The sequence below is a fragment of the Streptomyces sp. NPDC052236 genome (assembly GCF_044548015.1).
GTDB lineage: Bacteria > Actinomycetota > Actinomycetes > Streptomycetales > Streptomycetaceae > Streptomyces.
On record NZ_JBIUBL010000010.1, the window covers coordinates 1 to 24,216 of the forward strand.

The window sequence follows — 24,216 nt, forward strand, 5'->3', positions numbered from 1 at the left end:
AACGTCGGACCGTTTCTCCTCCACCACTTCCGGGCCATGTCCCAGTCCCAGGAGGCGGAGCAGAAGAGACTGGCCCGGCTCGCCGCCCGCACCGGGCTGATCGCCGCGGGCTGGACCGGTCTTGCCGCCGGCGCGGCGTACGCCACCCTCGGCACCCTGCTGTGGACCGGGGCCATGGCGCTCTCGGTCGGCGGTACAGCGCTCCTCGCCATCCGCAGCGGCTCGTCCAGCCTCGACAGCCTGGTCCTCCAGATCAACTACCTCCACGAGGAGTCCCTGTTCGTCGGGGACCTGCACCGGCTGTGCGAAGAAGCGGCGCAGCGCGCCATCCCGGCCGGCGGGCTGCCGCTGCCCACGCGACTGAGCGCGATCCGGTTCGAGGACGTCGTCTTCACCTACCAGGGCAAGGACAACAAACGGGCCCTCGACGGAGCCAGCCTCACCATCCCCACCGGCAAGATCGTCGCACTCGTGGGCGAGAACGGCAGCGGCAAAACGACCCTGATCAAGCTCCTGTGCGGGCTCTACCGCCCCGACTCCGGCCGCATCCTGTGGGACGACGTCGACGCGGCACAGGCGGACCGGCAAGAACTCGTCTCGCGCGTCGCGGTGGTGGGCCAGGACTTCTACCGCTGGCCCTTCACCGCGGCCGTCAACATCGGCATCGGACGCCCCGAGGCACCGATGAGTCAGGACCTTCTGGAGCAGGCCGTCCGGTACGCGGGAGCCGAAGAGCTGATCGAGGAACTGCCCCGAGGCTGGCAGACCCTGCTCGCCCGCGGCTACCGGGGCGGTCACCAGCTCTCCGGAGGCCAGTGGCAGCGCCTGGGTCTTGCCCGCGCCCACTTCCGTAAGGGAGAGCTCCTCATCGTCGACGAGCCGACGTCCGCGCTCGACGCCAAGGCGGAGCAGCAACTCTTCGAACAGATCCGCGCGCTGGCCGACGCCGGACAGACCGTCATCCTCATCACCCACCGGCTCGGATCGGTGCGGGCCGCGGACCTGATTCATGTCCTCGACAAAGGCCGCGTCGTGGAGAGCGGCACCTTCACCGACCTGCTGTCCGACGAGATCCCCGGCCCGAAGGTGTTCCGTGACCTCTACCAGATCCAGGCGAACCAGTACACGATCAGCGCCCCGGGTGTGCCGTCCCAGAACGGGCACTCGCCGACCGTGAAAGCGTGAAAGGCGGCCGGACATGACCACGAGCAAGATCGTGACGGCCCAGATCGCCGCAAGTTTCGGTCAATTTTACGAAAGGTCATCAGACCTGGTCGGCAGAGAGCACTCATGGGCTCATCGCGCCTGCGGCAGCGCCAACAAACCGTTACCGACAGGACGTGCCATATCCTTCGACCATGCGTGAAGACGACGATGTGGACGGCCGGGTGACCCTGGCCGAGGTGGCCACCCAGGCCGGCGTATCCCTTTCGACAGTTTCGAAGGTCCTCAATGGCCGCTCCGATGTCTCCCGACCGACACGCACCAAGGTCGAGCGGCTGCTGGAGACGCACGGCTACCGCCGCCGCGCGCACGGCACGCCTCAGGCGCCCCTCATCGAGCTCGTCTTCCACGAGTTGGAGAGCGTCTGGGCGATGGAGCTCATCCGAGGCGTCGAGAACGTCGCCAAGGAGAACAACGCCAGCGTCGTCCTCACCGAGAGCGGCACCCGCCACGCACCCGACCCCCAGTGGGTCGAAGGGGTGCTGCGGCGCCGCCCGTTGGGCGTCGTCCTGGTCTTCTCCACGCTGCCCGACAATGTGAAGAAGCAGCTCAGGTCGCGGGCGATCCCCTTCGTCATCATCGACCCGGCCGGCGACCCCGAGCCCGACGTGCCGTCCGTCGGCTCGGCCAACTGGTCCGGCGGCATGGCGGCCACCCGCCATCTCATCGACTGCGGCCACGAACGCATCGCCATCATCACCGGGCCTGACGACATGATGTGCTCGCTGGCCCGGCTCGACGGCTACCGCTCGGCCATGGCGATGGCGGGCCTGGAGGCCAACCCCCGCTTCGTACGGTTCGGCGACTTCCATGTCCAGGGCGGCTTCTCGCACGCCATGGAGCTCCTCGAAGGCCCCGGCCGGCCCACCGCCATTTTCGCCGGCAGCGACCTCCAGGCCCTCGGCGTCCTGGAGGCGGCCCGCCTGCAGGGGCTCAGCGTCCCGCGTGACCTGTCGGTGGTGGGCTACGACGACGTACCGCTCGCCCAGTGGTCCAGCCCGGCGCTGACGACGATCCATCAGCCGCTGCGGCACATGGCCGAGGAGGCGGCGCAGATGCTGCTCCGGCCCCGGGACCCGAGCAAGGCGGCCCTGCGCATCGAGCTCGCCACCAAGCTGATGGTGCGACAGAGCACCGCCGCACCACCTCCGCCGAGCGACGCCTGAGCCGGACGGTCGGTGACAGACGGGTCACGAAAGTTTCTGATCTCTTTCGATAGCACGCCCAGGAAAGACCTCGCGCAAATGGTTGACGCCCCAAGTGGCCTCGCCGTAATCTCTCCGCAGCAATTCGGAGAATTTTTCGAAACTTTCGACGGATTGTCGAGCAGCTCGGCCACCCCACCATCGGTCGCCCTGCGCGTCCGGCCGCTCCCCCCACTCCCCACTCCCCCGCTCGACAACTCAGCGCCTCACACGCACAGCACGCACATGCGCCATTCTCCGGGCCGCGCCATGCCGCGCTCTGCGGCGGACGCCTGCCACGGCGAATGACAGAACGGTCCGCACACCGATCTGTCCGGACGACGAACTGTCCTTTCGGCCAGCTCCGTCCGGCATCCGCAGAAGAGCACGACACAGTGACGAGCACTTCCTTCGAACGCGGGCCCACTCGCGCGGCCCGGCGTTCCCGGGCCCGCGGCGCGCTGGTCCTGGCCATGGCGGGCCTGCTCGCCGGGGCGGGTCTGACCGCCATCTCCGGCACCGCCGAGGCCGCCGCCAGCACCCTCGGCACGGCGGCGGCCGGCAAGGGCCGTTACTTCGGCGCGGCCGATCGGATCTTCAACCACGCCCAGAGCCGCGGGATGCAGGTTCGCGGGCACACGCTGGTGTGGCACTCCCAGCTGCCCGGCTGGGTCGGCGGCCTCGGCACGTCCGACCTGCGGTCGGCGATGAACAACCACATCACCCAGGTCATGCAGCACTACAAGGGCAAGATCGCCGCCTGGGACGTGGTCAACGAGGCCTTCCAGGACGGCAACAGCGGCGCGCGGCGCAGCTCGCCCTTCCAGGACAAGCTCGGCAACGGTTTCATCGAGGAGGCGTTCCGCACAGCCCGCAACGTCGATCCCGCCGCCAAGCTCTGCTACAACGACTACAACACGGACGGTGTCAACGCGAAGAGCACCGCCGTCTACAACATGGTGCGGGACTTCAAGTCGCGCGGCGTGCCCATCGACTGCGTCGGCTTCCAGTCCCACTTCAACAGCGCGTCCCCGGTTCCCGGTGACTACCGCGCGAATCTGCAGCGCTTCGCCAACCTCGGCGTCGACGTGCAGATCACCGAGCTCGACATCGAGGGCTCCGGCACTTCCCAGGCCAACAGCTACACCTCGGTCGTCAATACCTGTCTGGCGATCTCCCGCTGCACCGGTATCACCGTCTGGGGCGTCACCGACAAGTACTCGTGGCGCGCCAGCGGCACTCCCCTGCTGTTCGACGGGAGCTACAACAAGAAGCCCGCGTACAACGCCGCACTGACCGCACTTGGCGGCTCCGGTGACGGGGGCGGGGGCGGAGATGGTGGCGGAGGCGCCGCCTGCACGGTGTCCTACAGCAAGACGGACGACTGGAGCGACCGCTACAACGGCAGGGTGAACGTGACCGCGGGCGGTGCGGCGATAAGCAATTGGTCCGTCAACGTCACCCTCACCTCTCCCCAGAAGGTATCCGCCACCTGGAACGGCTCCCCCAGCTGGGACAGCAGCGGAAATGTCATGACCATGAAGCCAAACGGCAACGGCAGTCTGTCGGCCGGGGCGTCGACGAGCTTCGGCTTCACCGTCATGAAGAACGGCAACGGCGCGAGCCCGTCCATCGGCTCGTGCAGCGCCTCCTGACCGACCGGCCTGTCGTCGGGTGAACCACGCCGAGCGGCCGGCGGATCGCTCCGTCGGCCGCCCCGCCTCAACGACTCAGTTCTTGCCGAGCATCTTGTTCATCTGATCGATCTCGGCCGTCTGCGCCTTGATCACATCGTCCGCCAGCTTCTTGGCGGGGTCGTACGCGCCGTCAGCCTTCTCGGTGTTGGCCATGTCGATGGCGCCCTCGTGATGCTTGATCATCATTTCGGCGAACATCGTGTCGAACTCGGCACCCTTCGCCTTCTCCAGCTTGTCCATGTCCTCCGTGCTCATCATGCCGGGCATGGGGGACGACGCCATGTCGTGGTCCATGCCGGGCATGTCGGCGGGGGCTTCCTCGCCCCATGAGGTGAGCCAGCCGGACATGGTGCTGATCTCCGGGTCCTGGGCACCCTTGATCTTCGCGGCCAGATCCTTGGTCTCGGCGGACGATGCCCGGCTGTCGGCCAGCTCGGCCATCTCCACCGCCTGACGGTGGTGCTGGATCATCTCCTTGGAGAAGGAGACGTCCGCAGCGTTGTGGTCGCCGGCCTCGGCAGAACCGCCGGCGGAAGCGTCGGCGGAAGCGCTGGCGGACGGCGAAGAGCTGGACTCCATCGCCCCCATGTCGTGTCCGCCGCCATCGCCACAGGCGGCCAGGACCAGCGCGGCCACTCCGGTGGCGGCGACGAGGGCGGTACGACGGATCAGCTTGCGGTGCGCGTTCATGCGGGAACTCCTGGGATGGGTCTGTCAAAGAGCATGGCGAATCGCGGCGCCGCGCCCGGTACGGGCAGCCGGCGGCACCGCGTGGGCCTGCCTATATCCGCAGGAGTTGCAGTTCTGAGAGAGAGGGCGGCGCCCGGCCGCCGTCCGGACCGCTGCCGGCGGCGTTGATCGATCCCCCGGCGTACTTGGCAGGACCGATCGCTGTCGGGACGAGGGCGGGAAACACAGGGGGCCCCGCCACGGCACCGGAGGCACACGTCTGATCGGTGTGGCCGGCGGGCCCATGCCGTCCGTGTTGCCCGTGGCCGTCGTGACCGCACGCGCCCGGCGCGTCCATGACTGCGGCGGCATGCCGCGCCTCAGCAGTACGCGTGTGCCCAGCCGTCTGTGCCGCGGCCGGCGCGGACCCGACGCCATGCATGCAGAACAGCCCGACGAGCAGGCCGAGCACGAGAAACCCGCTGAGCCGCAACACTGGTTGCGGGTCAGCGGGTTTCTGGTTGCGTGACATCGGGCCCATCGTAAGCAGTAAGCGGTAAGCACAGGTACGAGGGGCCAGGCTACGCTCACCCGTGCGGTCTACTATGTGTTTACGTACAACAGCGGCGAAAGGATTCAGCCCATGCGTCGGCTGGGGGAGCTCGAAGCGGAGATCATGGACCGCTTCTGGAGATGGAATCGCCCTGCCACGGTGCGGGAGATCGTCGACGACATCAACAAACACCGGCCGATCGCGTACACGACCGTGATGACCGTCACCAACATCCTGTTCCACAAGAGCTGGCTCCTGCGCGCCAAAGAGGGACGGGCCTGGCTGTACACAGCGGTGCGCAGTCGCGAGGCGTACTCGGCGGCTCTGATGGAGGACGCGCTGGGGGCCAGCGAGGACCGGTCGACCGCCCTGGTCCAGTTCGTCGAGAACATGTCCGAGGACGAGGTGGCAGCCTTGCGCACGGCGTTGCGCAAAGTGGGACGACGGACGAAGACATGAACGCCGCGCCCGCTCTGCTCGGCTATACGGCGATTATCGGCTTCGCGGCCCCCCGGCTGATACTCCGCAGCGCCTGGCCGCACCGGGCCCCCGCCCTCGCCGTGGCCGCGTGGCATGCCGTGGCCGCCTCGTTCTGTCTCTCCGCCGCACTCGCGGCGTACCAGCTCGCCACGCCGACCGGACACTTCCATGCGGGTCTCGTCGGTTTTCTGCACGCCTGCGGAGTGGAGGGCGGCGCGGCCGCTACGGATCCGACCGCCGCCGACCAGTTGGCCGTGGCCCTGCCGAGTGCGCTGGCCCTGGCCCTCGTCGTGAGCTTCGTCGTCCATGTGACGCGCGCCGGCCGTGCGCGAGCCCGCCACCGTGACGCACTGGACAAGGTGGGGATCCACTCCCCGCGCCTGCGTGCCACCGTGCTGTCCCACGACACCCCTGCCGCGTACTGCCTGCCGGGCCGCCACTCCCGGATCGTGGTCAGTGACGCGGCCGTGCGGCTGCTCTCCCACGAACAGCTCGACGCCGTCCTGGAGCACGAGCGTGCCCACGTCGCCGGCCGACACCACTTGGTGCTCGCCGTCATGGAGGCCTTCGCCACCGTCTTCCGGTGGCTGCCGCTGGCCCGCCACGCCAAGGAACAGACGGCGATCCTGTTGGAGATGGTCGCGGACGACCGGGCGCTGCGCAGCCACGAGCGCGACGTACTCGCAAGCGCCATGTACGAGATGGCGGCGGGCCGTGCCCCGAAGAGTGCGTTCGGCGCGGGCGGACACACGGTACTGATCCGTATGCAGCGCATCCTGGACGGACACCGTGGCACCCATCCAGGGCTCTGGGGTTCCGTGGCAGCCGCAGCCGCCGCGGTACCTCTGCTGCCGCTGCTGGTCGCCTGCGCTCCCGGTCACTGACGGATCACTGACATCGCGGACTGCGATCGGAAGCGGCGTCAGCTGATGCGTACACCCCACATGAACGCCATTCCGCTGCGGGCGATGGACTCGTACCGCACCTGCGCGCCGGGCTTGGGGGCGTGGAGTATCTGTCCGTTGCCTGCGTAGAAGCCGACATGGCTCAGGTCGCCGCGCATGATGATGAGGTCACCGGGCTTGAGCGCGCTCAGTGAGTTGATCCGGGTGCCCGCGCCGGCCTGCGCCTGCGAGGTGCGAGGTATGGACACGCCCGCCTGACGGAAGGACCAGGACGTCAGCCCGGAGCAGTCGAAGGAGTTCGGCCCGCTCGCTCCCCACACATACGGCATGCCGACCCGGCTCTTGGCCGCGTTGAAAGCCGCGGCGGCCCGCTGGGAAGCGCTGGCCTCATTGCCGAGGTCGACCCGGTCGTTGGACCGGTTGGCGCGGTCCTCGTCGGCGGCGATCTTCGTTCGTTCCGCGGCCGTCAGCTTGTTCAGCAGCCTTTGCGCCTCCGCCAGCTTGCCCTGGATCTCCTTCTTCCTGCTTCCCAGCTCCTTGCGCGTGTCCTCAAGATCCGCGAGCTTCTCCGTGGCCTGACTGCGCTGCTGTTTGAGCGCGCGCTGCTGCAACAGGAACTGTTCGAGCATGCCGGACTGCCTGGCACTCAACCGCTCGATGTCCGACGCCTCTTCCAGGTACGTATCGGGGTCCGCCGAGAGGAACAACTGCAACGACGGATCGAGGCCGCCGGCTCGATACTGCCCAGCGGCTATCGAGCCCAGGCGTCCGCGCATTTCATTGAGTTCACCCTGCTTGCGAGCAGCCGTCTCCTGCAGATTCGTCACCTGCTTCTGCAGTGCGGCGGCCTTCTCATCGGCCCCGTTGTACTTCTCGGTGGCCTGCGTCACTTCCTCATACAGACGGTCGACCTGCGCCTTGACACCCTTTTTGGTCGGGTCGGGCAGGGGGTCGGCGGAAGCCGACTGCGTCGACAGGGCAACCGCTGCCGCCGCGGTTGCGGTCAGCACGGTGACATAGCGCTGATTCGGTTCTTTGGGACGACGGTGGGACGCCACTGAGGCGGACTCCTTCTTCCTCAGCCGCCTGACAGGGAAGCAACCCACAACCCAATCCCCCGCTCCTGGCACACACAGCGGATTCGGCGGCACCTCCGCCGCCACCCCGGGCGGGTGGTCGACCGTACGAAGGCTCGGACACGCATACTAATCAGTTTAGTGGATTAGTGCCAACGAGCAGCCAACAGCGGCCAGGCAAGGCGAGCTCCGCGGCGCAGACTGCGGCAAACGCGGTACAGGTACGGGGTACGGGTCCAGGACGGACCTGCCGGCTCGGACTGGACCACGTGGTGCGCTCCATCCTCACCCGTCCCGGTTACGCAGGTACGACCCGAGCCAGGTGAGCACGAACGTCACCACCGGCACCACGACGAACAGGGCCAGCATTCCGCGCAGTCCCGCCACGGCATAGACACCGGTCCTCTGGCCGGGGTTGCCCCGGTACTCACGCGGTAACGAGCCGGCGCTCACATCCCCCACCCCCCACGGATGTCGGCAATGCAGGAGCGCGGACTTCAACTGAAAAGACTCGTGGAAGCGGTCCCGAAGCGCTGCTTCGGGGCCGCTACGCGCTCAGTTGTCAGCTGTCCTGATTGAGGAAGTGGGTGAGGGCGAAGTCCCAGGAGTTGGCGGTGGCTGAGATCCAGCCCGTCTTGGCCGAGTCGAAGGTCGCATCGGCCCTCTTCGTCCAGGTGAACATGCGGACGCTACCGTCGCTGTAGCCGTACATGGTGGCCAGGTCGTCGCGACCGTCGCCGTTGTAGTCGCCGCTCACCATCTTCATCGCCGTGTAGGTGACACTGCCGGCGGCGATGGCCAAGGACGACTGCGGAGCGGCGAAGGTGCCGTCCGTGTTGGCGGCCAAGGTGAAGACGGTGTCACGCCCGTCGGTGTAGTCGAACCAGAATGCGATGTCGTCACGTCCGTCGCCGTTGAAGTCACCCGCATGCGGGTGAGTGCGGCTCCAGTCACCCCATGTGTCGCTCGCCCACGCCTGCTTCGGGCCGTCGAATCCGCCCGACGGTGTGGCCAGGAAGGTCCACAGCTTCACCGAGCCGCCGGCATAGTCGTAGAGGACCGCGATGTCCTGTCGCCCGTCACCGTTGTAGTCCCCGGTCACGTACTTGGCCAAGGAGACGGTCCAGTTGTTGGGGGCGCTCCAGGTCTTCGCCGGGACGGCGAAACCTCCGCGCGAGTCGGCGAGGAAGCTGAACAGGGCGTCTTCGCCGCTGGCGTAGTCGTACCAGGCGGCGATGTCGTCGCGGCCGTCGGCGTTGAAGTCACCGGCGTGCAGCGTGACCCGGCTGGGATCGAAGCTGCCGGCCGACGACTTCCAGGACTCGAAGGGGGTGTTGAAGGTGCCGTCGCCCTTACCGAGGAATGTCCACAGCTTGGCGGTGTTGTCGGCGTAGTCGTACATCACCGCGACATCACCGAACCCGTCGCCATTGAAGTCGCCGGTGACACGCTTGGTCAGGCTGAGGGTCCACTGGTTGCCCGCGGACAGGAAACCGGTACGGGGGCTGGCGAGGGTGCCTTCGGCGCCGGCGATGTAGGTGTGCAGTCCGTCCTTGCCGTCGCCGAAGTCGTACCAGTCGGCCATGTCACTGCGGCCGTCACCGTTGTAGTCGTGGCGCGGGGCGCTGTTGCTGGACCACTGGGAGGCATTCTGGGCGTTGTGGATGACGAGGTTGCCGCGGTCCTGGAGGACGGCGTAGCCGCCGGCGGCAGAGGTTTTCGACTCCCACAGGGTCGTGGTGTCCGCGGCGTTGCGGACGAGGAGGTTGCCGTTGGTGTCGAGCCGGGCGGTCGCGCCCGTGTTGCCCGCGGTCCCCGTGGACCAGAGGATCTTGCCGGTGGTGGACGTGATGACGAGGTTGCCATCGGCCTGCATGGTCAGCTTGGCCGAGGCGGAGACGAGAGTGTCACCCGCGTTGAGGCGCCGGCCGGCGGCCAGACGTGAGCCGAGCGCTGTGTTGTCGGCGCGTGCGGCGATGGCGTCGGTGCGGGTCTCGGTTTCTCCGAAGCATCCGCCCTGCCAGGAGCGGCTGCTGATGGCGACGAGTTCGGGCGTGCCGTTCTTGTCGCGCAGGAGGGGGGCTCCGGTGTCGCCCTTGCAGATCGCGTCGTTCGCGGTGGTGCCTGCGATGTTGAGGTCAGTTCCGGTGACCGCGTTGACGGCGAACGTGGCTGTGTGGAGTTTGTCGGGGACCCATTCCGTCTTGGTGCGGCCGTATCCGGCGACTATGACGGTGTCGCCCTGGGCTGCGGGGGTGGTGGCCATGGCCACGGGGGTGATGCCGGTGGCGGGCTGAGCCAGTCGCGCCATCACCAGGTCGCGGTCCGGGCGGGGCACGAGGTCGATGACTTCACTCACGTGACCGCCGGTCGCGGTTAAATCGGCACGGCCGATGGTGGCGATCGTCTTCAGGGCCGGTTTGCCGGCCGGGATCACCGAGCCCTGTCCGGGTACGTCCGCGAAGCAACTCGCGGCGGTGAGGACCCATTGAGTATCGACCAGGGCCCCCGAGCAGGCGCGCTTCTTGTCGCCCTCGCCGATCTCGAGCTTCGTGGCGAACCCATAGGCATTATGGGTGACGGGGACGCCGGTGACAGCGTGGACGGGCGCGGCTGTCAGCGCCAGCGGAGCCGCGATCAGGGCTGCGGTGAGAGCGGCAAGCCCGGCGGAGCGAGTGTGGTGTGGACGATGCATGACCATTTCCTTGAGGGCTGGATCAAAGGACCTTGCGGCAGGGGCACGCCGCCCGTCGAATCGGCGGGCGGGCACTCATTGGAGGTGACACGGCCCGCAGGGTAGAGAGGCAACTACGCCGTCGGCGGTGGCGTCCGCGGCGGTGGCGTGAGGGGCACTGGATCAACCAGACGCAGGCCGAGCCCGAGGACGGCCGCCAAATACAGGACGGGGACCTCCCCCGAGGGGCATGTTCTCGCCATAGTTTGTGGCGCCCCCGAAGAGCGCCGTCGCCGGCACCGCGAGGGACACACCGCAGCGCTCCTTCGCCGTCATCCGTGAGCCCCAGGCCAGCACAGAAATCACCGTGGACCCCGCGGCGACGAGCCACAGGGCTAAAACAGGGATCTCCGAGAGGTTCACAACGCTCCTCGCTTCTCTGCCGCCGGGCGGCGGCGTTGCCACCGAGGGCCCGCGGTCACGGGCCTCTCGGTGGCCACGTCGTTGTTCGAATGCTACGTGTCCACGTCGGGTTTCATGGTGTAGCAGCCGTTCGGCTCGATCAGCAGTTGTTCCGCGGGCGTTGGCCAACCAAGCGCGCTGACAACGACGTTGGCATTCCGGCGTGTGCGTGGTGTGTATTGTGACGCGCCGCCATATGGCATCGGCTCGTGACAGCCGGTGCGGCGGGCGTAGTGGCAGCGTTTGGCCGTGGCTTGGTGGCGTCGTCTGTAGCGAGATCAGTTAAGCACGCGGTCAGGTTGCCGACCAGGTCCGGCACGGTGGAACTGTCGGTGCGTGGGCCGGGTAGCAGGCAATCTCGGCCAAGTCAGCCCCCTCACGGTCAAGCACCCTCCGTCCGCTACGCGCACAAAAGTCTCGGAATCGCCCCGACACGCCCAACACCTGTGCCGGGAATCTCCATCAGCCCCGTTGGCAGAGGATCACTGCCATGAGTAAGGACACCACCCCTGCCGGGCTGCGAAGCGGGGAACGCCACGGCGAACACACTGGCCGCCGAGGTGGCACGCTGTTCATCGCAACCCAACAGGGCGTGAACACCTGTACGAAAACGGGTAGTGTGCCGACTTGTACCGCAGGAAACGATTCGTCGGCCCAACAACCCGCGCAGTCGGGGGAGTTCGGGGCGTCGCTTCCGTGTCTGCACCGTCGTATTCCGTACGGGAAGGATGCACGTGTTGTCCTCGTCGTTTTGAAGCAGACGCCGGATACTCACCACCCTCGCCGGGGCAGCCGCCGCCCCCGCTCTCCCCTCCATCGTCACCCTGACCGCCACCCCGGCCCACGCCGCCGGAACCACCGCCACGGACCCCGGCCTGCCGGACACCGACCGGGGCAAGGCCGTATGGGCATACAAGATCGGCGGTCGCGCAGTCCGCGAGGCCGCCGCCGCCCTCACCGGCTCCCCGGCCGCCGCCGCCTTCCTGACCAGCGAACTGCCCGCCGCGAAGGCGGAAGACAACCGCTTCGCCGTCCTCACCGGCCTCCCTTACGCGGGCAAGGCCGTCCGTGAGACAGCCGGCGCGGCGTTATCCGCCGGGGACGACGCGATCGCCTCCTACTTACGCGACGGCTACAAGGAATTCGTCGAGCAGGACCGGCGGGTCGCGGTGTTCACCGTCATGAACAACAGCGGCGTTGCTGTGAAGCGGGAGGCGGCCAAGGCGCTGGAGCAGGACACTCAGGCAGCTCTGAGGACATTCCTGGAACAAACCCAGTACACCGCGCACCAGGAAGACGAGAAGGTGGCGGTCTTCTCCATCCTCAACACCGCCTCTCCGGAGGTGAAGAAGTACGCGCAGCGTGCCTTGGACGACGGATCCCCCGAGGCGATCCACAAGTTCCTCCTCTCCGGCCAGTACATCGCCCGCGCCCGCGACGAAGAGACCGCGACGATCAGCCAGTTGGTTGACATCGTGGAACGGGAGGGCAAGCGGGCGCAGCTGCAGACGGAGAAGGCCGTTGCCGCCTCGGACCGCGCGAAGGAGGCCGCCGAGAAGGCCAAGGCCGCTGCTTTGAAGGCGGCGGAGGAGGCGAAGGCGGCCAAGGACGACGTACGCAAGTCAGCAAATGCGGCGAACAACGCCGCGAGCGCCACACGCGGAGCCGCCGACGCCGATGAGATCGCCCGACTGAGATCCGAGCTGATTCTCTCTGAACCGCTCGACGAGAACTGGCTCGCAATGTGCCGCAATCTGCTGGCCGTGCGTCTTGGGCCCGGCGGTGACGCCAGGGCCTACGTCATTGACGCGCTTACCGGCGGACGGTCGGTCAGTCAGCTCAATTCGACAACGTAGACGTCGTAATTGGCCTGGAGCTCGGCTCGGCGGTCGCCGTCGAGGGCAGTGAGCATCTCGTTGTCGTTGTCGGCCTGTTCATCGGCCCATGTGCGCGCGGCGGGCGGGAGCTGGTCCCAGTCGACCGGCCGGCCGGGTTGCATACTCCCCAGTGGTGCGGCGATGAGCGTGACGGTGCGCTGGCCCACGGGAACTCCTTTAGGTTACCGACGGCAATCATGGCGATCTTAGCGGCGCGAACCGGGCGGGCGGGGTGGGCGGGGCGGCGAGTATCAATCGATGCAGGCGGATCGGGCGACCCGACGCGACGCTTCGTTGGCGTGCCTTCGTAAACCTCCCGGCCGAAGCGGTCGCGGAGGTGTTGTCATCTCTGATGCGTTGTCCCCGCTGGTAGCGACGGCGCGCTGACCTGGCCCGACTGGGTTGAGTTTCAACGGGAGGCTGAATCTGTCGCCGTGGAGTCAATCTGCATCGGCGCAACCGGCCAACCTTGTCGGCGAGTTCCCGGTCTCACGATGCGGGGTAAATCACCGCCCTGCGGTCCTTGGTCTCTCCTCTTGGGCTGGTGAGGAACGTGGCGCGGGTGAGCGCCCACGGGGCTTCCAGCGAGTGCCCCAGGCGGAGGGGTTCCAGGGCGGTGCCTCTCCCGACAGGGCCAGGACAGCACGACGGCGTCAGCCTGCTGGAGCAGGTCGAATGCGATCAGGCGCGCCGGCTGCTCGTGGGCGAGCCCGGCCACGGTCTGGGGCGTTCTGGGGCTGGCCACTCCGCCGACCGGACCGCCGAATGCCGAGCCGGTGCCCCGTGGTCGGCCGCTTCACCGTACGGGCGTGCCCGTCGTCCCCGTGGGAATTTCCTCGATGCCGAGTACCCGCAGCAGCTCCAGCCGCTCGCGGGCCTCGGCGTCCGCCGAGGTGAGCACCAGCAGCTGCTGCCCCTGGTCGGGAGTGACCAGGGTCTCGCGGTCCATCAGCAGGCGGCCCACCCGCGGGCGCGCAGGTCGGCCACGAGGTGGCGGGCGTAGGACTCTGTCCGCGAGTGCGTCCGCTACTTCGGCCCGGACTATACCGAGGGTGGTGCCAAGGAGTGCGACGAGTTTCCCTTCGCCAGCACCATCGAAGGTTCGGCGCAAGCTGGGTACAACATTCATGTGGAGAAGGACAACTTCTCCGTGCTGCCCGTACCCGGTGCAGAGGAGGGTGCCGGCGGCAACTCCTGAGCGGCTTCTGCAACGCCAACAGGATCATCGACGGACTGGACGACGGCTTCATCGTCAAAATCAACTGACCCGACGGGGAAGCGGCCGACGCGGCACGGAGCGAGCTGCGTCGACCCGCAGCCTCAGGAACCCTCCGGCCAAAAATCAATCATGTACTTCTCCACTCCGTAAGCGACGCCTTCGGTCCGCGTCACTTTCTCGACCTCAGCCCTTCCTGTGCAGCCGACGTGGACCCGCCACAATCCTGGTGTGCCCGGGCGGATCAACTGGTTCGAACGACCCACGGCCGTGGTCCACACGGCGATATCCCCGGTCGTCGTCTCGAAGTCGACCTCTCCCTGCTCGTCCCAGTCGACCTTCTCGGGCTCGGGTTGGGCATCCCAGACGCGTACGGTCACCGCTGCGGTATGGGTGTGACCGCCGCTGAAGAGATCGAACCGGCGCACATGCTGGTTCAAGAACACTCCCCATTCGTAGCCGTCCCCGAACCGCACGGGCACCGCGCTGTCGTCCAACTCCTGAAAACCGAATCCCCGGAAATCGACTTCGACATCCAGCAGTTGGTGCCGCAGTAAGTCGGCCACGAATTCCTCCTGGTCACAGACAGCCTCTTCTTCACCCTGGGGTGAGCCGTCATCGGGCACTATAAGCACCCACGGGGACACGCCACGGCGTACCGAGTACGACGAAGGCCAGGCCGCCGACTGGATTCGCCACCGCGTTGGCGGGCCGGGAGGCGCCAGCCGGCTGTAGCGTCATTCCGACACCTTGCACTATTCGCCGCTACGGAAGCTTCAGAGGGCGAGTAGCGGCGCAAGTAGCCCCGCAACTGCGGTTCGAGTCGGGACAGACGGGTTCCTTCGCCACAGCTGGCCGCCCCAGTGCGGCGGCGCGTTCGTCGTCTCCCGGTTCGCGGACCACTTCGCGCCACGGCGGCATGCAGGGCCCGCATCTACGCCCGCGCCCTGCGGCTGCGTTCGCCGGGCTTGAAGCAGACAGCGCGACACCGCTCATTCTGCGTCGGTCAAGCCCTCATCCTGCGCATACCTCACAGGCACAGCCTTACAGGCTGCGGGAGCCCCACCTCAGCAGAACGCACCGACATCACTCATTCAGGTTGAGTACCTCGCATTCCTCCATCAATGCGAACCAGCAAAGATTCACTACGGTATCAACTCGGCACATTCCTACTAGAGTTGTAAAAGGCTCACAACCACTGGAGTGCAGCACACCATGAAAACCCGTATGCGTGCCGTCCTTCCTGCCCTGGCGCTGGCACTCACCACTCTGGTCGCGCCGGCCCAAGCCGCCACGGCAACGGCCGACGAGCGGCCGACCATGCGTCCAGTCGCCTGCACCGGCGAGCACCTGGGCGATCCCCGCCTGGGACCCAAGCACCTGCCCCGCTCCTGGGAGGCTCCTGTCGGCCCGCTACTCAAGGGCTACCAGCGCACCGGCGGCCTGTCCCCGAAGGTGTTCCTGGCCAAGTACTGGAAGGAGGAGTCCCCCCAGGGCCCGGCCGGGTGGAAGTACCCGCCCAACGACGGCTTCGCCGAGGTCAACGATGAGGTCGACAAGCACGTGGAGGTCCTGGAGCCCGGAAAGGACCTGGACCGCTTCGGTTCCGAGTACGGCTCCTACCTCGCTCCCGCCGGCGACCCGTACGCCAAGCGTGCCCTGCCCCCGCAGAACCTCAACACCCGCGAGCCGGCCCACCCCTGTGACTACCACCGCTACACCGTCAAGCGACCGTTCGCCGTCTGGCAGGGCAGCATCGCCCCCTGGTTCGCACAGCGCGGCGGCGGACAGCAGATCAAGCTCGACCCCACCCTGCTCAACCCCGGCGAGGGCCGGCGCCTGAACGTCAAGTGGCTGCTGGATCAAGGCTATCTAACCCCGGCCGCAGGGTAAGAAGGCCAGATTGAACCGCTACGCGTTGCAAGACGCCCTGCGGACTGCGGGTGTGGCCGACGGCTACTACTACATCGAAGGAGTCCACGAACCCGCACCCCTGCCCACCGACTTCCTCTACCTACGACGCTCACCGGACAGTCCCGGCCTGTGGGAGACGGGTGCCTGTGAACGCGGCACCTGGGAGACCATCACCCAGCACACACAGGAAGAGGACGCCTGCACGCATCTGCTACGGCTACTGATCACAGACTGAACGCCTGCCTGGCTCCAACGCGGCGGCCAGGAGCCGCAGGACGGCGTACGCGCGGTCACGCTGACGGCGATCGCCGCCCAAGCCGACGTGCAGCTCCCGCTCGGGCAGCGGCGACGTTGTCAGTGGTGCGTGTAAAAATCGATCGCATGACCGCCGATCTTCTCCCGAACCCGTCGAACCCCAACTCGTCGATGCTGTACGTCGATTGGGTCCTGGCTCACGACCCCGGTGCCGAACCTGCCGCGCGGCAGTTGACCGAGGAGATGCGGGAAGGGCTGTACCGGGCCTACGAGAAGCCCGGCCGGTTCGTGGACGGCCTGGAGCGCCAGGCGCGGCAGTTGCCGCCCGCGCATCTGCCGTGGTTCTGGGACACGGTGGGGCACCGGATGATCCGGTCGCTGCCGAAGCACGCCGGGCGGGTGTACGCGCTGGCGCGGAAGGCCGAGCGGGACCACGCGCTGCCGGTGGACGTGGAGCTGCGTATCGGGAACGCGCTGCTGTTCGCGCGGGCCGGGGCGCTGCCCGCCAAGGAGTTCACGGCGCATCAGAAGTGGCTGGCCGGCGCGCTGCCGCCGGAACGCGCCCACGAGGAGTTCGTGCGGTTCCTGTCCGCCTGGACGGCCTCCCCCGGGGATCTGCCCGCCGATCTGGCGAAACTCCTCCGGGCCTCGGCCCGCGCCGCGGGGCTGGGGATTCAGGAGGAGGCCCGCCTGCTGGGCGGGGTACTGCTCGCGGCGCGTGGCAAGGCAGTGCCGGCCGCCCTGCTCGACGCGGCGGTGGCCGTTCTCGGCGGGCACCCGCAGGAGGGCGGGGCCACCGCTGACGAAGACCTGAACGCCGTACTGCTCGACCTGTTCCCGCCCGCCAAGGGCGAGGTCGCGCCCTGGCTGCGGCTGCTGCGGCGCACGGGCACCGTGGACGCCGTCGCCTCGGGACGCCTCACCCCGGAGGGCGGGGTGACGGCCTGGCTGTCCCGGTTCGCGTACGAATACTCGTACCGCCCCGCGCGGCACGGCGGCATCGAGCGCCGCCTGATGCCGCCGGAGCTCTTCGAGGTACTGGAGCGGTTCGCCCCCCGGCTGCACGCCGCAGGCATCCCGGTCACCCTGCACAAGTCCCGGCACTACTACTCCGAGCTGGACGCGGACCTGCTGGACGTCTGCCTGGCCGAGGGCATCGCGGTGGAGGACCCGGGGGAGGCCGTCCTGCTGGTGTTCTGGGGCGACCGTTCGCGCCGCGACCTGAAGGCCCTCGCCGCCCACCCGGTCTTCGGGCCCCGTCTGGAGGGCACGGTCCATGAGGGCGTGCACGGCCACGGTCGCGGCGAAGGCGGCGGAGGCGGCGGTACGGCGATCACCCTGCTGCCCGGCAACGAGGGCATCGCCGCCGAGGTTCTGGCACGGATCAGCACCCTGCTCGACGCCCTGCGCGGCGGCGGGCTCGGCGCCGCCCACGAGGCCGTCGACGAGCTCACCACCCTCCTCGACCGGCCGACCGCCACCGCCCTCGACGGCATCGAAGAGTCTCTCGCATCCCTCGACCTCACCGGCCCGCTGACCCGCGCCCTGCGCGCCGGTCTGCCGGAGGAGCTTGCCTGGCCCGCCCTGGAGGAGGCCCTCACCGAGCTCCCCCTGGCCGAGATCACGGCCGTGACCTGCACCTGGCCCGTCCTGACGCTCTACTCCCGCGACCGGGCCGTCGCCGTCGACCACGCGGGCCGCCGCGGCTCCTGCACCTTCCGCGTCCCCGACGACGCGCCCCTGCACACCGTGCACTACGCGGGCGGGAAGTTCCTGGTCCGCTGGGCGACGAACGCCTTCTGGGCGGACGCCCCGGACGACGTCTTCGAGCCGGAGCAGCTCGGAGGCATGTCCCCGTACGGAGGCTCGATCAACGGCGCCCTCGGCTTCCAGTTCGAGACCGCGGACGGCGGCGGACGGCACGACGGGGAGCGCGTGCTGCGCCCCGGCGGCCACGAGGGCATCGGCAGGCACGAACTCCAGATGTCGGACGGCGAGCGGCTGTGGAGCGCGGAGGTGTACGGGGACGACTGGGCGCGCGTCGACCCGGCCACCGGCACACGCACCGGGGACGACACCCTGCCGGACTTCCCCGGCACGGGCGTCCTGCCCCCGGGCACGGCGGTCCTCAAGGACGCCCTCTCCCTGGCGCCGATGCCGCCCGGCGCTTTCGAATCCCCGCTGGGTCAGGTGGGTTCCCTGGTCGGCTGCCGGGTGCTGTTCCGTACGGAACACCGGATCTACGCACCGGACCGCTTCGTCCTGGAGGGGATCGACGGCCGGGAGGCGACCTACCGGATCTCCCGGCAGGGCCAGACGCCGTGGGGAATCCTGCGGCTGCCCGAGGGCGGCGAGGACGGCGTGCTCGCGGAGGACATCAACGTCCGTTGCTGTGCCACTGAGGACGGGTCACTGCTGTGGGAAGTACGTGGCTTCCCGGACCCCGAGCACCCGTGGAACAAGCCTTCGCCCATCGCCGGCCCCGCGCCGCTGCCCCCGCCCGCCTACTGGCACTTCCTCGTCCCCCGGGACCCGGCCTCCTCGGCCGCGTTGCGGGCCGTGGACGACACCACGGTTCGCCGCCTCCTGTCGGACGCCCCCGAGCTCACCCATGACGTGCTCCCCGGGGTGGCGGACCCGGTGGTCCTTGAGGGGGTGCTGCGCGCGGTCCGGCTGGCGGCGGACGTACGGCGCCGCCGCGAGGAACTGTCCCGGCGCGTCGCCATCATGCGGTCGGGTTCCGTGGTCACGCTGAAGAACCCGGTGCCGGACACGGACATGGCCGTGGCCCTGCGCGGGCTGCGGCACGAGCCCATGGCGTGGAACGCTCCCCGCCCCCAGCCGCAGCCCGCCATGCTCACCGCCGTCGCCGTCGACGGCCGCCATCTGCGCGGTGAAATCGACGACGAGACCCGGCGGGCCGTGCTTCCGGCCCGTCCCCTGGACTGGACGGTGCTGCTGGGCTCGATCGAGGCGGTGGCCTGGCGGGCGATCATGTCCACGACGAGCGACTCCGAACGGGCTTCGCTGCACGCTCTGCTGGAGATCTGGCGCGCGCAGCCGTTCGCCGAGCGCGGTACGAGCTGGCGTACGGGGCGGGCACCGGCGTCCTCCCTCACGGCACACCGGGCGGCAGGCCACCTGATCGCGTCGGGCCCGGAGGACGCCGCCGGGGAGCGGTTCATCCAGCCGGCCACGGACCCGGCCCCGGCGGAGGTGACCGAGTGCGGAGTCGTCACGGTCACCCGTGACGACTCCGCCCGCCTGGCCCGCCTCGCCGAACTCCTGGCTGAGCGGGGCCCCTTGCCCCTCTCCCCCTCAGCCGTGGCGGCCTTCTCCCGCCGTACGGGAGTCCGGCGGGCCGTCGCTGCCCTGGCGCTGGGGGGCCTGCCCGACGGCGCCGGGCGGGAGTACGACAAGCTGCTGCAGTCGGCTCCGTTCAACGCGAGCAAGTCCGTGGCGTGGGCGTACGCCGAGTACCGCCTCGGGGAGTCCGGCCGCCTGGCCGTCCTCGCGGCCGGCCTGCCCGAAGACCCCGCCGAGTTGCCCGGCCTCTGGACGGAGGACGGCATGATCGCTGCCGCCGAGCGCATGGCGGACGCGTGGATCGGTGTCCTCGGCCGAATCCCGTACGTGGATGAAGAGCTGGCCGATGGCCTGGAGGCCGACCTCGGCATCACCGGCGACTGGGCCCACCGCCTCGCGGCGGGCGAGGCGATCCCCGCCAGGGAACAGGAGTTCGCGCTGGTCGAGGGCAGCGTCCCGGGGTCCTTCTCCCTGCACCGCGACGAGGCCGACGGCACGACCGGCTCGTGGATGAGCCGCGAGGACCTGCCGCATGTGGTCCCGGCCACCGCCCTGATCTGGGCGCTCACCGAGCGTCCCGTGGGCGATCCGTCCGTCGCCTGGGCCACCGGCTTGTACGAGGACCTGCGCACCCTGCTGGACTGCCCCACCTATCTGGTCCCCCTGCGCCTGGACCGGGCCCTCGCCGCCTCCGTGCCGACAGACCCGTCCTTCAAGCCGTACGGAGGCCGGTTCCACCTGCGCGGCAGGCCGTACCAGCCGGGCGGCCACAGCCTCCCGACGGTGTACGACAACGGCAGCCTCGTCGTCACCGTTCCGCACGGCGACGTCTTCCTCCGCGCCTCGACCCCGGACCCGGCCCGGCTCCACACCCCGGACGGCGGCCTGGCCCGCATGATCCGCCGCGCCACCACCACTCCGGTCCCGCCGGGCTCGTACGAAGCGAACCCGCTCCTCAGCGTCCCCGACCTGGTGAACGAGGCCGCCACCGCCCTCGCTCTCGGCGTGGACGCCGCCGCCCTCTACCTCCAGCTCCTGACCCTGGCCCACCCCACGGACCGCAACATCCGCCGCTGGAACGGCTGGTCGGCCGCCCACCACAGGGCCGCCCAGTCCGCCCTGGCCACCACCGGCCTCATCGAGGCGGACAAGCGCCCTCGGGCCGGCCGCACGGCTTTCGTCCCCGGCCCCTGGACCGACCTCAAGGCGCCTCATCTCCCCCTGGAGACCGTCAAACTGACCGCTTACCTCGCCCCCAATTCCAACGGCAAGTACCTGCACGGCCCCTTCTGCCGCCTGCTCTCTCCGGTGCCGCCGCACGAACTGTTCGCCCAGGCCTGGGCGGCGGCGGAGACGAACCGGGGAGCCCGGCCATGAACCTCCGCCCGGAGAGCCTGCGCCCCGAACTGCTGCCCCCGCCCCTTCCTCCGTACCGCCTGGCCGAGATCGGCCGCGCGATCGAGCGCATAGCCGCCGCCTGCAACAAGATGACCGGCCACTGCTACGAGCCCTACGATTCCGCCTCGTACCACGGGTCGCGCAGTCTGGCGGAGTTCACGCGGGAAGCCGCGTGCCCGGCGCATCGTCTTCTTCCTGGTGCTCGGGCCGACGCCGCCGCCCGCTCAGTCGGTTGCGAGGACCCACGCATGCTGCGCCGCCTCCGCGCCCGCACGGCCCGACTGCGTCAGGTAATCCAGCGCCCCTTGGTACGGCAGGTCAGCGCACCATTCCGCGTGGTTTGAGCGCGACGGGCGGCAGTTCAGGAGCGGGCAGCCGACCCCCGTCGTAGCCATGCACTTCCCCGAACCGAGCGCCGGCCACCCAGTCCGAACGCGCCTGTGCGAGTCGGCCCCGCACCCGCGGGGATGTTCCGTGCCCGAGGTACCCCTCGTTGCTGCGTGGGGTGTCGGCCCCGCACCCGCGGGGTTGGGACCCGCTCCGGCGTCCTGCCCACTCCGTACCCGAGTGCGCCGGGAGGATCCCATCCACGGTATGGATGAGCCGGATACGGGATTCGGATCGCGAAGAGGATGGCGGCGCGGCCACCAACAGCTCATAGTCGTCCCTACCCGCACGCCGCTGTCCGGACCAGCCGCCGACGTGCGGCCGTCCTCAGCATGCCGTGCGCCGTCGGCGCCCGTGAAAGGCATGCCCGCTCCCGTACAACGTCCAGTGGAGTCGCCATGCCCGGTTCCGTTCCCCCGCCCCCTTCCGCCGCGGTCGATGACGCCGCTCCGTCGCCCGTGGCCGTCTCGGGCCCGGGCCATCGACTGCGCGTGACCCTGCTGATGGCGGGCAGCTGTCTGCCGATCCTGGGGGCGGTGCTGATCGCCCCCGTGCTGCCGAAGATGCAGGACTACTTCGCGTCCGTCCCGGGGGCCGAGGCGCTGGTTCCGCTCGCGCTGACCGTTCCGGCTCTGTCACTGGCACTGCTGGCCCCGTTCGCCGGGGTGATCGTGGACCGGCTGGGCCGCAAGCGCCTGCTGATCGTGGCGACCCTCCTGTACGCAGTGTTCGGCACGGCCCCGCTCTGGCTGGACTCGCTCGGCGCCATCATCGCCAGCCGCGCCCTGGTCGGCGTCGCCGAGGCCGCGATCATGACCTGCTGCACCACGCTGATCGGCGACTACTACTCCGGTCACCAGCGGGTGAAGTACCTCGCCCTGCAGACCATGTGCGCCTCCGCGTCGGCCACCGTCTTCTTCGTGCTCGGCGGCGCCGCCGGCGCGGCGGGCTGGCGTGTGCCCTTCTGGGTCTACGCCGTGAGCCTGGTGCTCGTCCCGCTGATGGCCGTCGCTCTCCCCAACCCGGCGGCCCGCGCGGTCGGCGCGGTCGGCGCGGTCGGCGCGGTCGGCGCGGTCGGCGCGGTCGGCGCCGAGGCTCCGGCCGGGGCGGAGGCCCGCCGTCCGTTCCCCTGGCGGCAGTTGGCGGGCATCTGTGCCCTCACCTTCTTCGGGGCGATGGTCTTCTACACGGTCCCGGTGGAGATGGCATACCTGCTGGACGACCTCGGGGTGGAGAACCCCGGTGCGATCGGCCTGGCCACGGCGGTCGCGAGCGCCGCCACCGTGGGCGGAGCGGTCACCTTCGCCCGGCTGAAACGCTCCCCCGAACCGATGCTGCCCGCCGTCTTCGCGGTCTGCGCAGCCGGCTTCGGCGTCATGTTCCTGGCAGACAACGCCCCGCTGCTGGTCGTCGGAGCGGTGATCAACTGCCTGGGCACGGGCATGCTGCTGCCCGCGCTTCTCACCAGTGCCATGTCCCGTCTGGCGTTCAAGGACCGCGGCCGGGGCACGGGGCTGTGGATCGCGGCCTTCTTCGGCGGCGAGTTCGTCTGCCCGCTGGTGCTGCTCGCCCTGGGTTCGGCGGTCGGCAGCCTGGCGGGTGCGGTGGGCGTGCTGGGGCTGGCCGCCGCGGTCGTCGCGGCGGGACTGTGGAGGGCCCGGCGCCGCGCCGGCGCCGCGGATCCCCGGCCGCTGCCGAAGCAGTTGGCCTGAGGCCGTGGAAGCCGACGGGGCCGGGGAGTACCGACGGCGGTGCCCCGGCCCCGTCACGTGTGTCGGCCTCGCCGTCGTACCGGACGACGGCGAGGCCGACCCGTGCCGAACGCCGAATACACCCTGCCGTGGGGCGGGGTCCCGCCGGCTACCGCCTGCCGCCGGGCCGGGATCAGAGCCCCTCCTGTGCCGGCCCCTCGCCCTGTACGGCGGGTACGGCCTCGTCCGTGCCGCGGCCCCTGAGCGTCGCTCCCACCTCCGCGGCCTTCTGCCGCAGCCAGATGTGGGCCGCGTCCTGGGCGTGCACCGGGTGCCACCACATCGCCTCCTGCACCGGAACCGCCTCGAAGGGGCAGGGCAGGACGCGCACGGCGGCGGAGCGGACCGCTCTGCGGGCCAGGCGCTCCTGGATCATCGCGATCCGACGGGTGCCCTCGACCATGTGGGGCAGCAGTTGGAAGGTCTGCACGGAGACCTCCACCCGGGGGCTGATGCCGAGCATGCTGAGCTGGCGGGCCGCCGGCGCGTCGTAGGGGCGCTGGTAGACGGCCCAGGGCAGGTGGGCCAGCTGGCCGAGGTCGAGTGCGTCGCCCACCTCGGGGTGGTCGTCGGCGATCATGCACAGCCAGCGGTCCTGGAAGAGGTCGACGGCGGGAAAGCCGTCGATGACGCCGTGCGGCATCAGCAGTCCGTCGACGGTGCTCAGCACGGTCGCGGTGTTCTGCACGACGGACGGCGCCGGGTGCTGGAAGACGAGCCGGATCCCGGGCGCCTCCTCGTGCAGGGCGCGGGCGAGCGCGGCGCCGAACACGGCCGCGCCATAGTCGGAGGCGAGCAGGGTGAACTCGCGGGTCTCGGCACCCGGCTCGAAGTCGGCCTGGCTGGCGAAGACGCGCTCCAGCAGGTCGCACGCGGTGGCGCTGCGGTCGCGCAGCGCGACGCCGAGCGGGGTCAGCTCGTAGGAGTTGCCGGTCCGGGCGAGCAATTCGTCGTCGAAATGGCGGCGCAGCCGGGCCAGCGCCGCGCTCATGGCGGGCTGGCTCAGCCCGACGCGCCCGCCGGCCCGGGTGACGTTGCGCTCCTCCAGCAGCGCGCGCAGGGCGAGGACCAGATTGAGGTCGAGTCGGGACAGGTTCACCAAGGCACCACCTATGCAAACAAGAGCCATCCACGCCATGGATTTGCCGCATCCACAGGATTGATTTCCGTGATTGGCAGATCGGGGCC

General features: G+C 69.3%; 20 protein-coding genes and 2 pseudogenes. 12 read left to right on the plus strand and 10 right to left on the minus strand.

Features of this window, described 5'->3' with window-relative positions; all coding sequences use genetic code 11:
* The 4 genes from ACIHCQ_RS18180 to ACIHCQ_RS18195 all read left to right on the plus strand — a co-directional run.
* Window positions 1-1,185: ABC transporter ATP-binding protein (locus ACIHCQ_RS18180; protein ID WP_399663112.1), on the plus strand; the 1,185-nt coding region annotated here is incomplete at its 5' end.
* A gap of 13 nt (window positions 1,186-1,198) precedes the next feature.
* Window positions 1,199-1,366, plus strand: coding sequence for a hypothetical protein (locus tag ACIHCQ_RS18185; protein WP_399663114.1), 168 nt, complete (start codon window positions 1,199-1,201; stop codon window positions 1,364-1,366).
* Entirely contained in the window at window positions 1,359-2,390 is a 1,032-nt protein-coding gene (locus ACIHCQ_RS18190) for a LacI family DNA-binding transcriptional regulator (RefSeq protein WP_399663116.1), read from the plus strand. Before ACIHCQ_RS18185 ends, ACIHCQ_RS18190 begins: the two co-directional genes overlap by 8 nt.
* 491 nt (window positions 2,391-2,881) lie before the next feature.
* The gene (locus ACIHCQ_RS18195; RefSeq protein ID WP_399663555.1) at window positions 2,882-4,063 is read left to right on the plus strand and encodes an endo-1,4-beta-xylanase; all 1,182 of its coding nucleotides are present in this window, start codon (window positions 2,882-2,884) and stop codon (window positions 4,061-4,063) included.
* A gap of 75 nt (window positions 4,064-4,138) precedes the next feature.
* On the opposite strand, the gene ACIHCQ_RS18200 is transcribed toward ACIHCQ_RS18195, so the two are convergent.
* On the minus strand, window positions 4,139-4,795 hold the full coding sequence (locus ACIHCQ_RS18200; protein ID WP_399663117.1) for a DUF305 domain-containing protein: 657 nt from the start codon (window positions 4,793-4,795) through the stop codon (window positions 4,139-4,141).
* A gap of 91 nt (window positions 4,796-4,886) precedes the next feature.
* Window positions 4,887-5,315, minus strand: a complete 429-nt coding sequence (locus ACIHCQ_RS18205; protein WP_399663119.1) for a DUF6153 family protein — start codon at window positions 5,313-5,315, stop codon at window positions 4,887-4,889.
* Window positions 5,316-5,417: 102 nt separating this feature from the next.
* On the opposite strand from ACIHCQ_RS18205, the gene ACIHCQ_RS18210 reads away from it, so the two are divergent.
* Together ACIHCQ_RS18210 and ACIHCQ_RS18215 are read left to right on the plus strand one after the other, a co-directional pair.
* A complete protein-coding gene (locus tag ACIHCQ_RS18210) occupies window positions 5,418-5,786 on the plus strand; it encodes a BlaI/MecI/CopY family transcriptional regulator (protein WP_399663122.1) in 369 nt (122 codons plus the stop codon).
* Window positions 5,783-6,691 (plus strand): M56 family metallopeptidase, encoded by a 909-nt coding sequence (locus ACIHCQ_RS18215; RefSeq protein ID WP_399663124.1) that lies wholly within the window; start codon window positions 5,783-5,785, stop codon window positions 6,689-6,691. Before ACIHCQ_RS18210 ends, ACIHCQ_RS18215 begins: the two co-directional genes overlap by 4 nt.
* A gap of 38 nt (window positions 6,692-6,729) precedes the next feature.
* Here the strand turns inward: ACIHCQ_RS18215 and ACIHCQ_RS18220 are convergent, their stop codons facing one another.
* The 3 genes from ACIHCQ_RS18220 to ACIHCQ_RS18230 all read right to left on the minus strand — a co-directional run bounded on the left by ACIHCQ_RS18220 (window position 6,730) and on the right by ACIHCQ_RS18230 (window position 10,483).
* Complete coding sequence (locus tag ACIHCQ_RS18220; protein WP_399663126.1) at window positions 6,730-7,770, minus strand: NlpC/P60 family protein; 1,041 nt, start codon at window positions 7,768-7,770, stop codon at window positions 6,730-6,732.
* Between the two features lie 303 nt (window positions 7,771-8,073).
* A complete protein-coding gene (locus ACIHCQ_RS18225) occupies window positions 8,074-8,241 on the minus strand; it encodes a hypothetical protein (RefSeq protein WP_399663128.1) in 168 nt (55 codons plus the stop codon).
* A 109-nt stretch (window positions 8,242-8,350) separates the two neighbouring features.
* Window positions 8,351-10,483: an FG-GAP-like repeat-containing protein gene (locus ACIHCQ_RS18230; RefSeq protein ID WP_399663130.1), complete on the minus strand. Its 2,133-nt coding sequence runs from the start codon at window positions 10,481-10,483 to the stop codon at window positions 8,351-8,353.
* A gap of 1,610 nt (window positions 10,484-12,093) precedes the next feature.
* Between ACIHCQ_RS18230 and ACIHCQ_RS18235 the strand changes: the two genes are divergently transcribed.
* On the plus strand, window positions 12,094-12,780 hold the full coding sequence (locus ACIHCQ_RS18235) for an ALF repeat-containing protein (protein WP_399663131.1): 687 nt from the start codon (window positions 12,094-12,096) through the stop codon (window positions 12,778-12,780).
* Here the strand turns inward: ACIHCQ_RS18235 and ACIHCQ_RS18240 are convergent.
* The 3 genes and pseudogenes from ACIHCQ_RS18240 to ACIHCQ_RS18250 all read right to left on the minus strand — a co-directional run bounded on the left by ACIHCQ_RS18240 (window position 12,759) and on the right by ACIHCQ_RS18250 (window position 14,583).
* Window positions 12,759-12,968, minus strand: a complete 210-nt coding sequence (locus ACIHCQ_RS18240; protein ID WP_399663132.1) for a hypothetical protein — start codon at window positions 12,966-12,968, stop codon at window positions 12,759-12,761. The genes ACIHCQ_RS18235 and ACIHCQ_RS18240 overlap by 22 nt on opposite strands.
* Window positions 12,969-13,597: 629 nt before the next feature.
* Window positions 13,598-13,771, minus strand: a pseudogene (locus ACIHCQ_RS18245) (transcriptional regulator); the annotation flags it as partial.
* A gap of 350 nt (window positions 13,772-14,121) precedes the next feature.
* Entirely contained in the window at window positions 14,122-14,583 is a 462-nt protein-coding gene (locus ACIHCQ_RS18250) for a hypothetical protein (protein WP_399663134.1), read from the minus strand.
* Between the two features lie 649 nt (window positions 14,584-15,232).
* On the opposite strand from ACIHCQ_RS18250, the gene ACIHCQ_RS18255 reads away from it, so the two are divergent.
* The 4 genes from ACIHCQ_RS18255 (at window position 15,233) to ACIHCQ_RS18270 (ending at window position 21,234) form a co-directional block, all read left to right on the plus strand.
* Window positions 15,233-15,910, plus strand: a complete 678-nt coding sequence (locus ACIHCQ_RS18255; RefSeq protein ID WP_399663136.1) for a TNT domain-containing protein — start codon at window positions 15,233-15,235, stop codon at window positions 15,908-15,910.
* A gap of 10 nt (window positions 15,911-15,920) precedes the next feature.
* On the plus strand, window positions 15,921-16,166 hold the full coding sequence (locus ACIHCQ_RS18260) for a hypothetical protein (RefSeq protein WP_399663137.1): 246 nt from the start codon (window positions 15,921-15,923) through the stop codon (window positions 16,164-16,166).
* Window positions 16,167-16,312: 146 nt separating this feature from the next.
* Window positions 16,313-20,869, plus strand: coding sequence for a hypothetical protein (locus tag ACIHCQ_RS18265; protein ID WP_399663139.1), 4,557 nt, complete (start codon window positions 16,313-16,315; stop codon window positions 20,867-20,869).
* A complete protein-coding gene (locus ACIHCQ_RS18270; protein WP_399663141.1) occupies window positions 20,866-21,234 on the plus strand; it encodes a hypothetical protein in 369 nt (122 codons plus the stop codon). Before ACIHCQ_RS18265 ends, ACIHCQ_RS18270 begins: the two co-directional genes overlap by 4 nt.
* Here ACIHCQ_RS18270 and ACIHCQ_RS18275 read toward each other — a convergent pair.
* Window positions 21,209-21,334 (minus strand): annotated as a pseudogene (locus ACIHCQ_RS18275) (pirin family protein); the annotation flags it as partial. The gene ACIHCQ_RS18270 and the pseudogene ACIHCQ_RS18275 sit on opposite strands and share 26 nt — an antisense overlap.
* A gap of 341 nt (window positions 21,335-21,675) precedes the next feature.
* Between ACIHCQ_RS18275 and ACIHCQ_RS18280 the strand changes: the two are divergent.
* Window positions 21,676-22,989: an MFS transporter gene (locus ACIHCQ_RS18280; RefSeq protein WP_399663143.1), complete on the plus strand. Its 1,314-nt coding sequence runs from the start codon at window positions 21,676-21,678 to the stop codon at window positions 22,987-22,989.
* A gap of 172 nt (window positions 22,990-23,161) precedes the next feature.
* Here ACIHCQ_RS18280 and ACIHCQ_RS18285 read toward each other — a convergent pair whose 3' ends face one another.
* A complete protein-coding gene (locus tag ACIHCQ_RS18285; protein ID WP_399663144.1) occupies window positions 23,162-24,127 on the minus strand; it encodes a LysR family transcriptional regulator in 966 nt (321 codons plus the stop codon).
* Window positions 24,128-24,216: the final 89 nt, after the last annotated feature.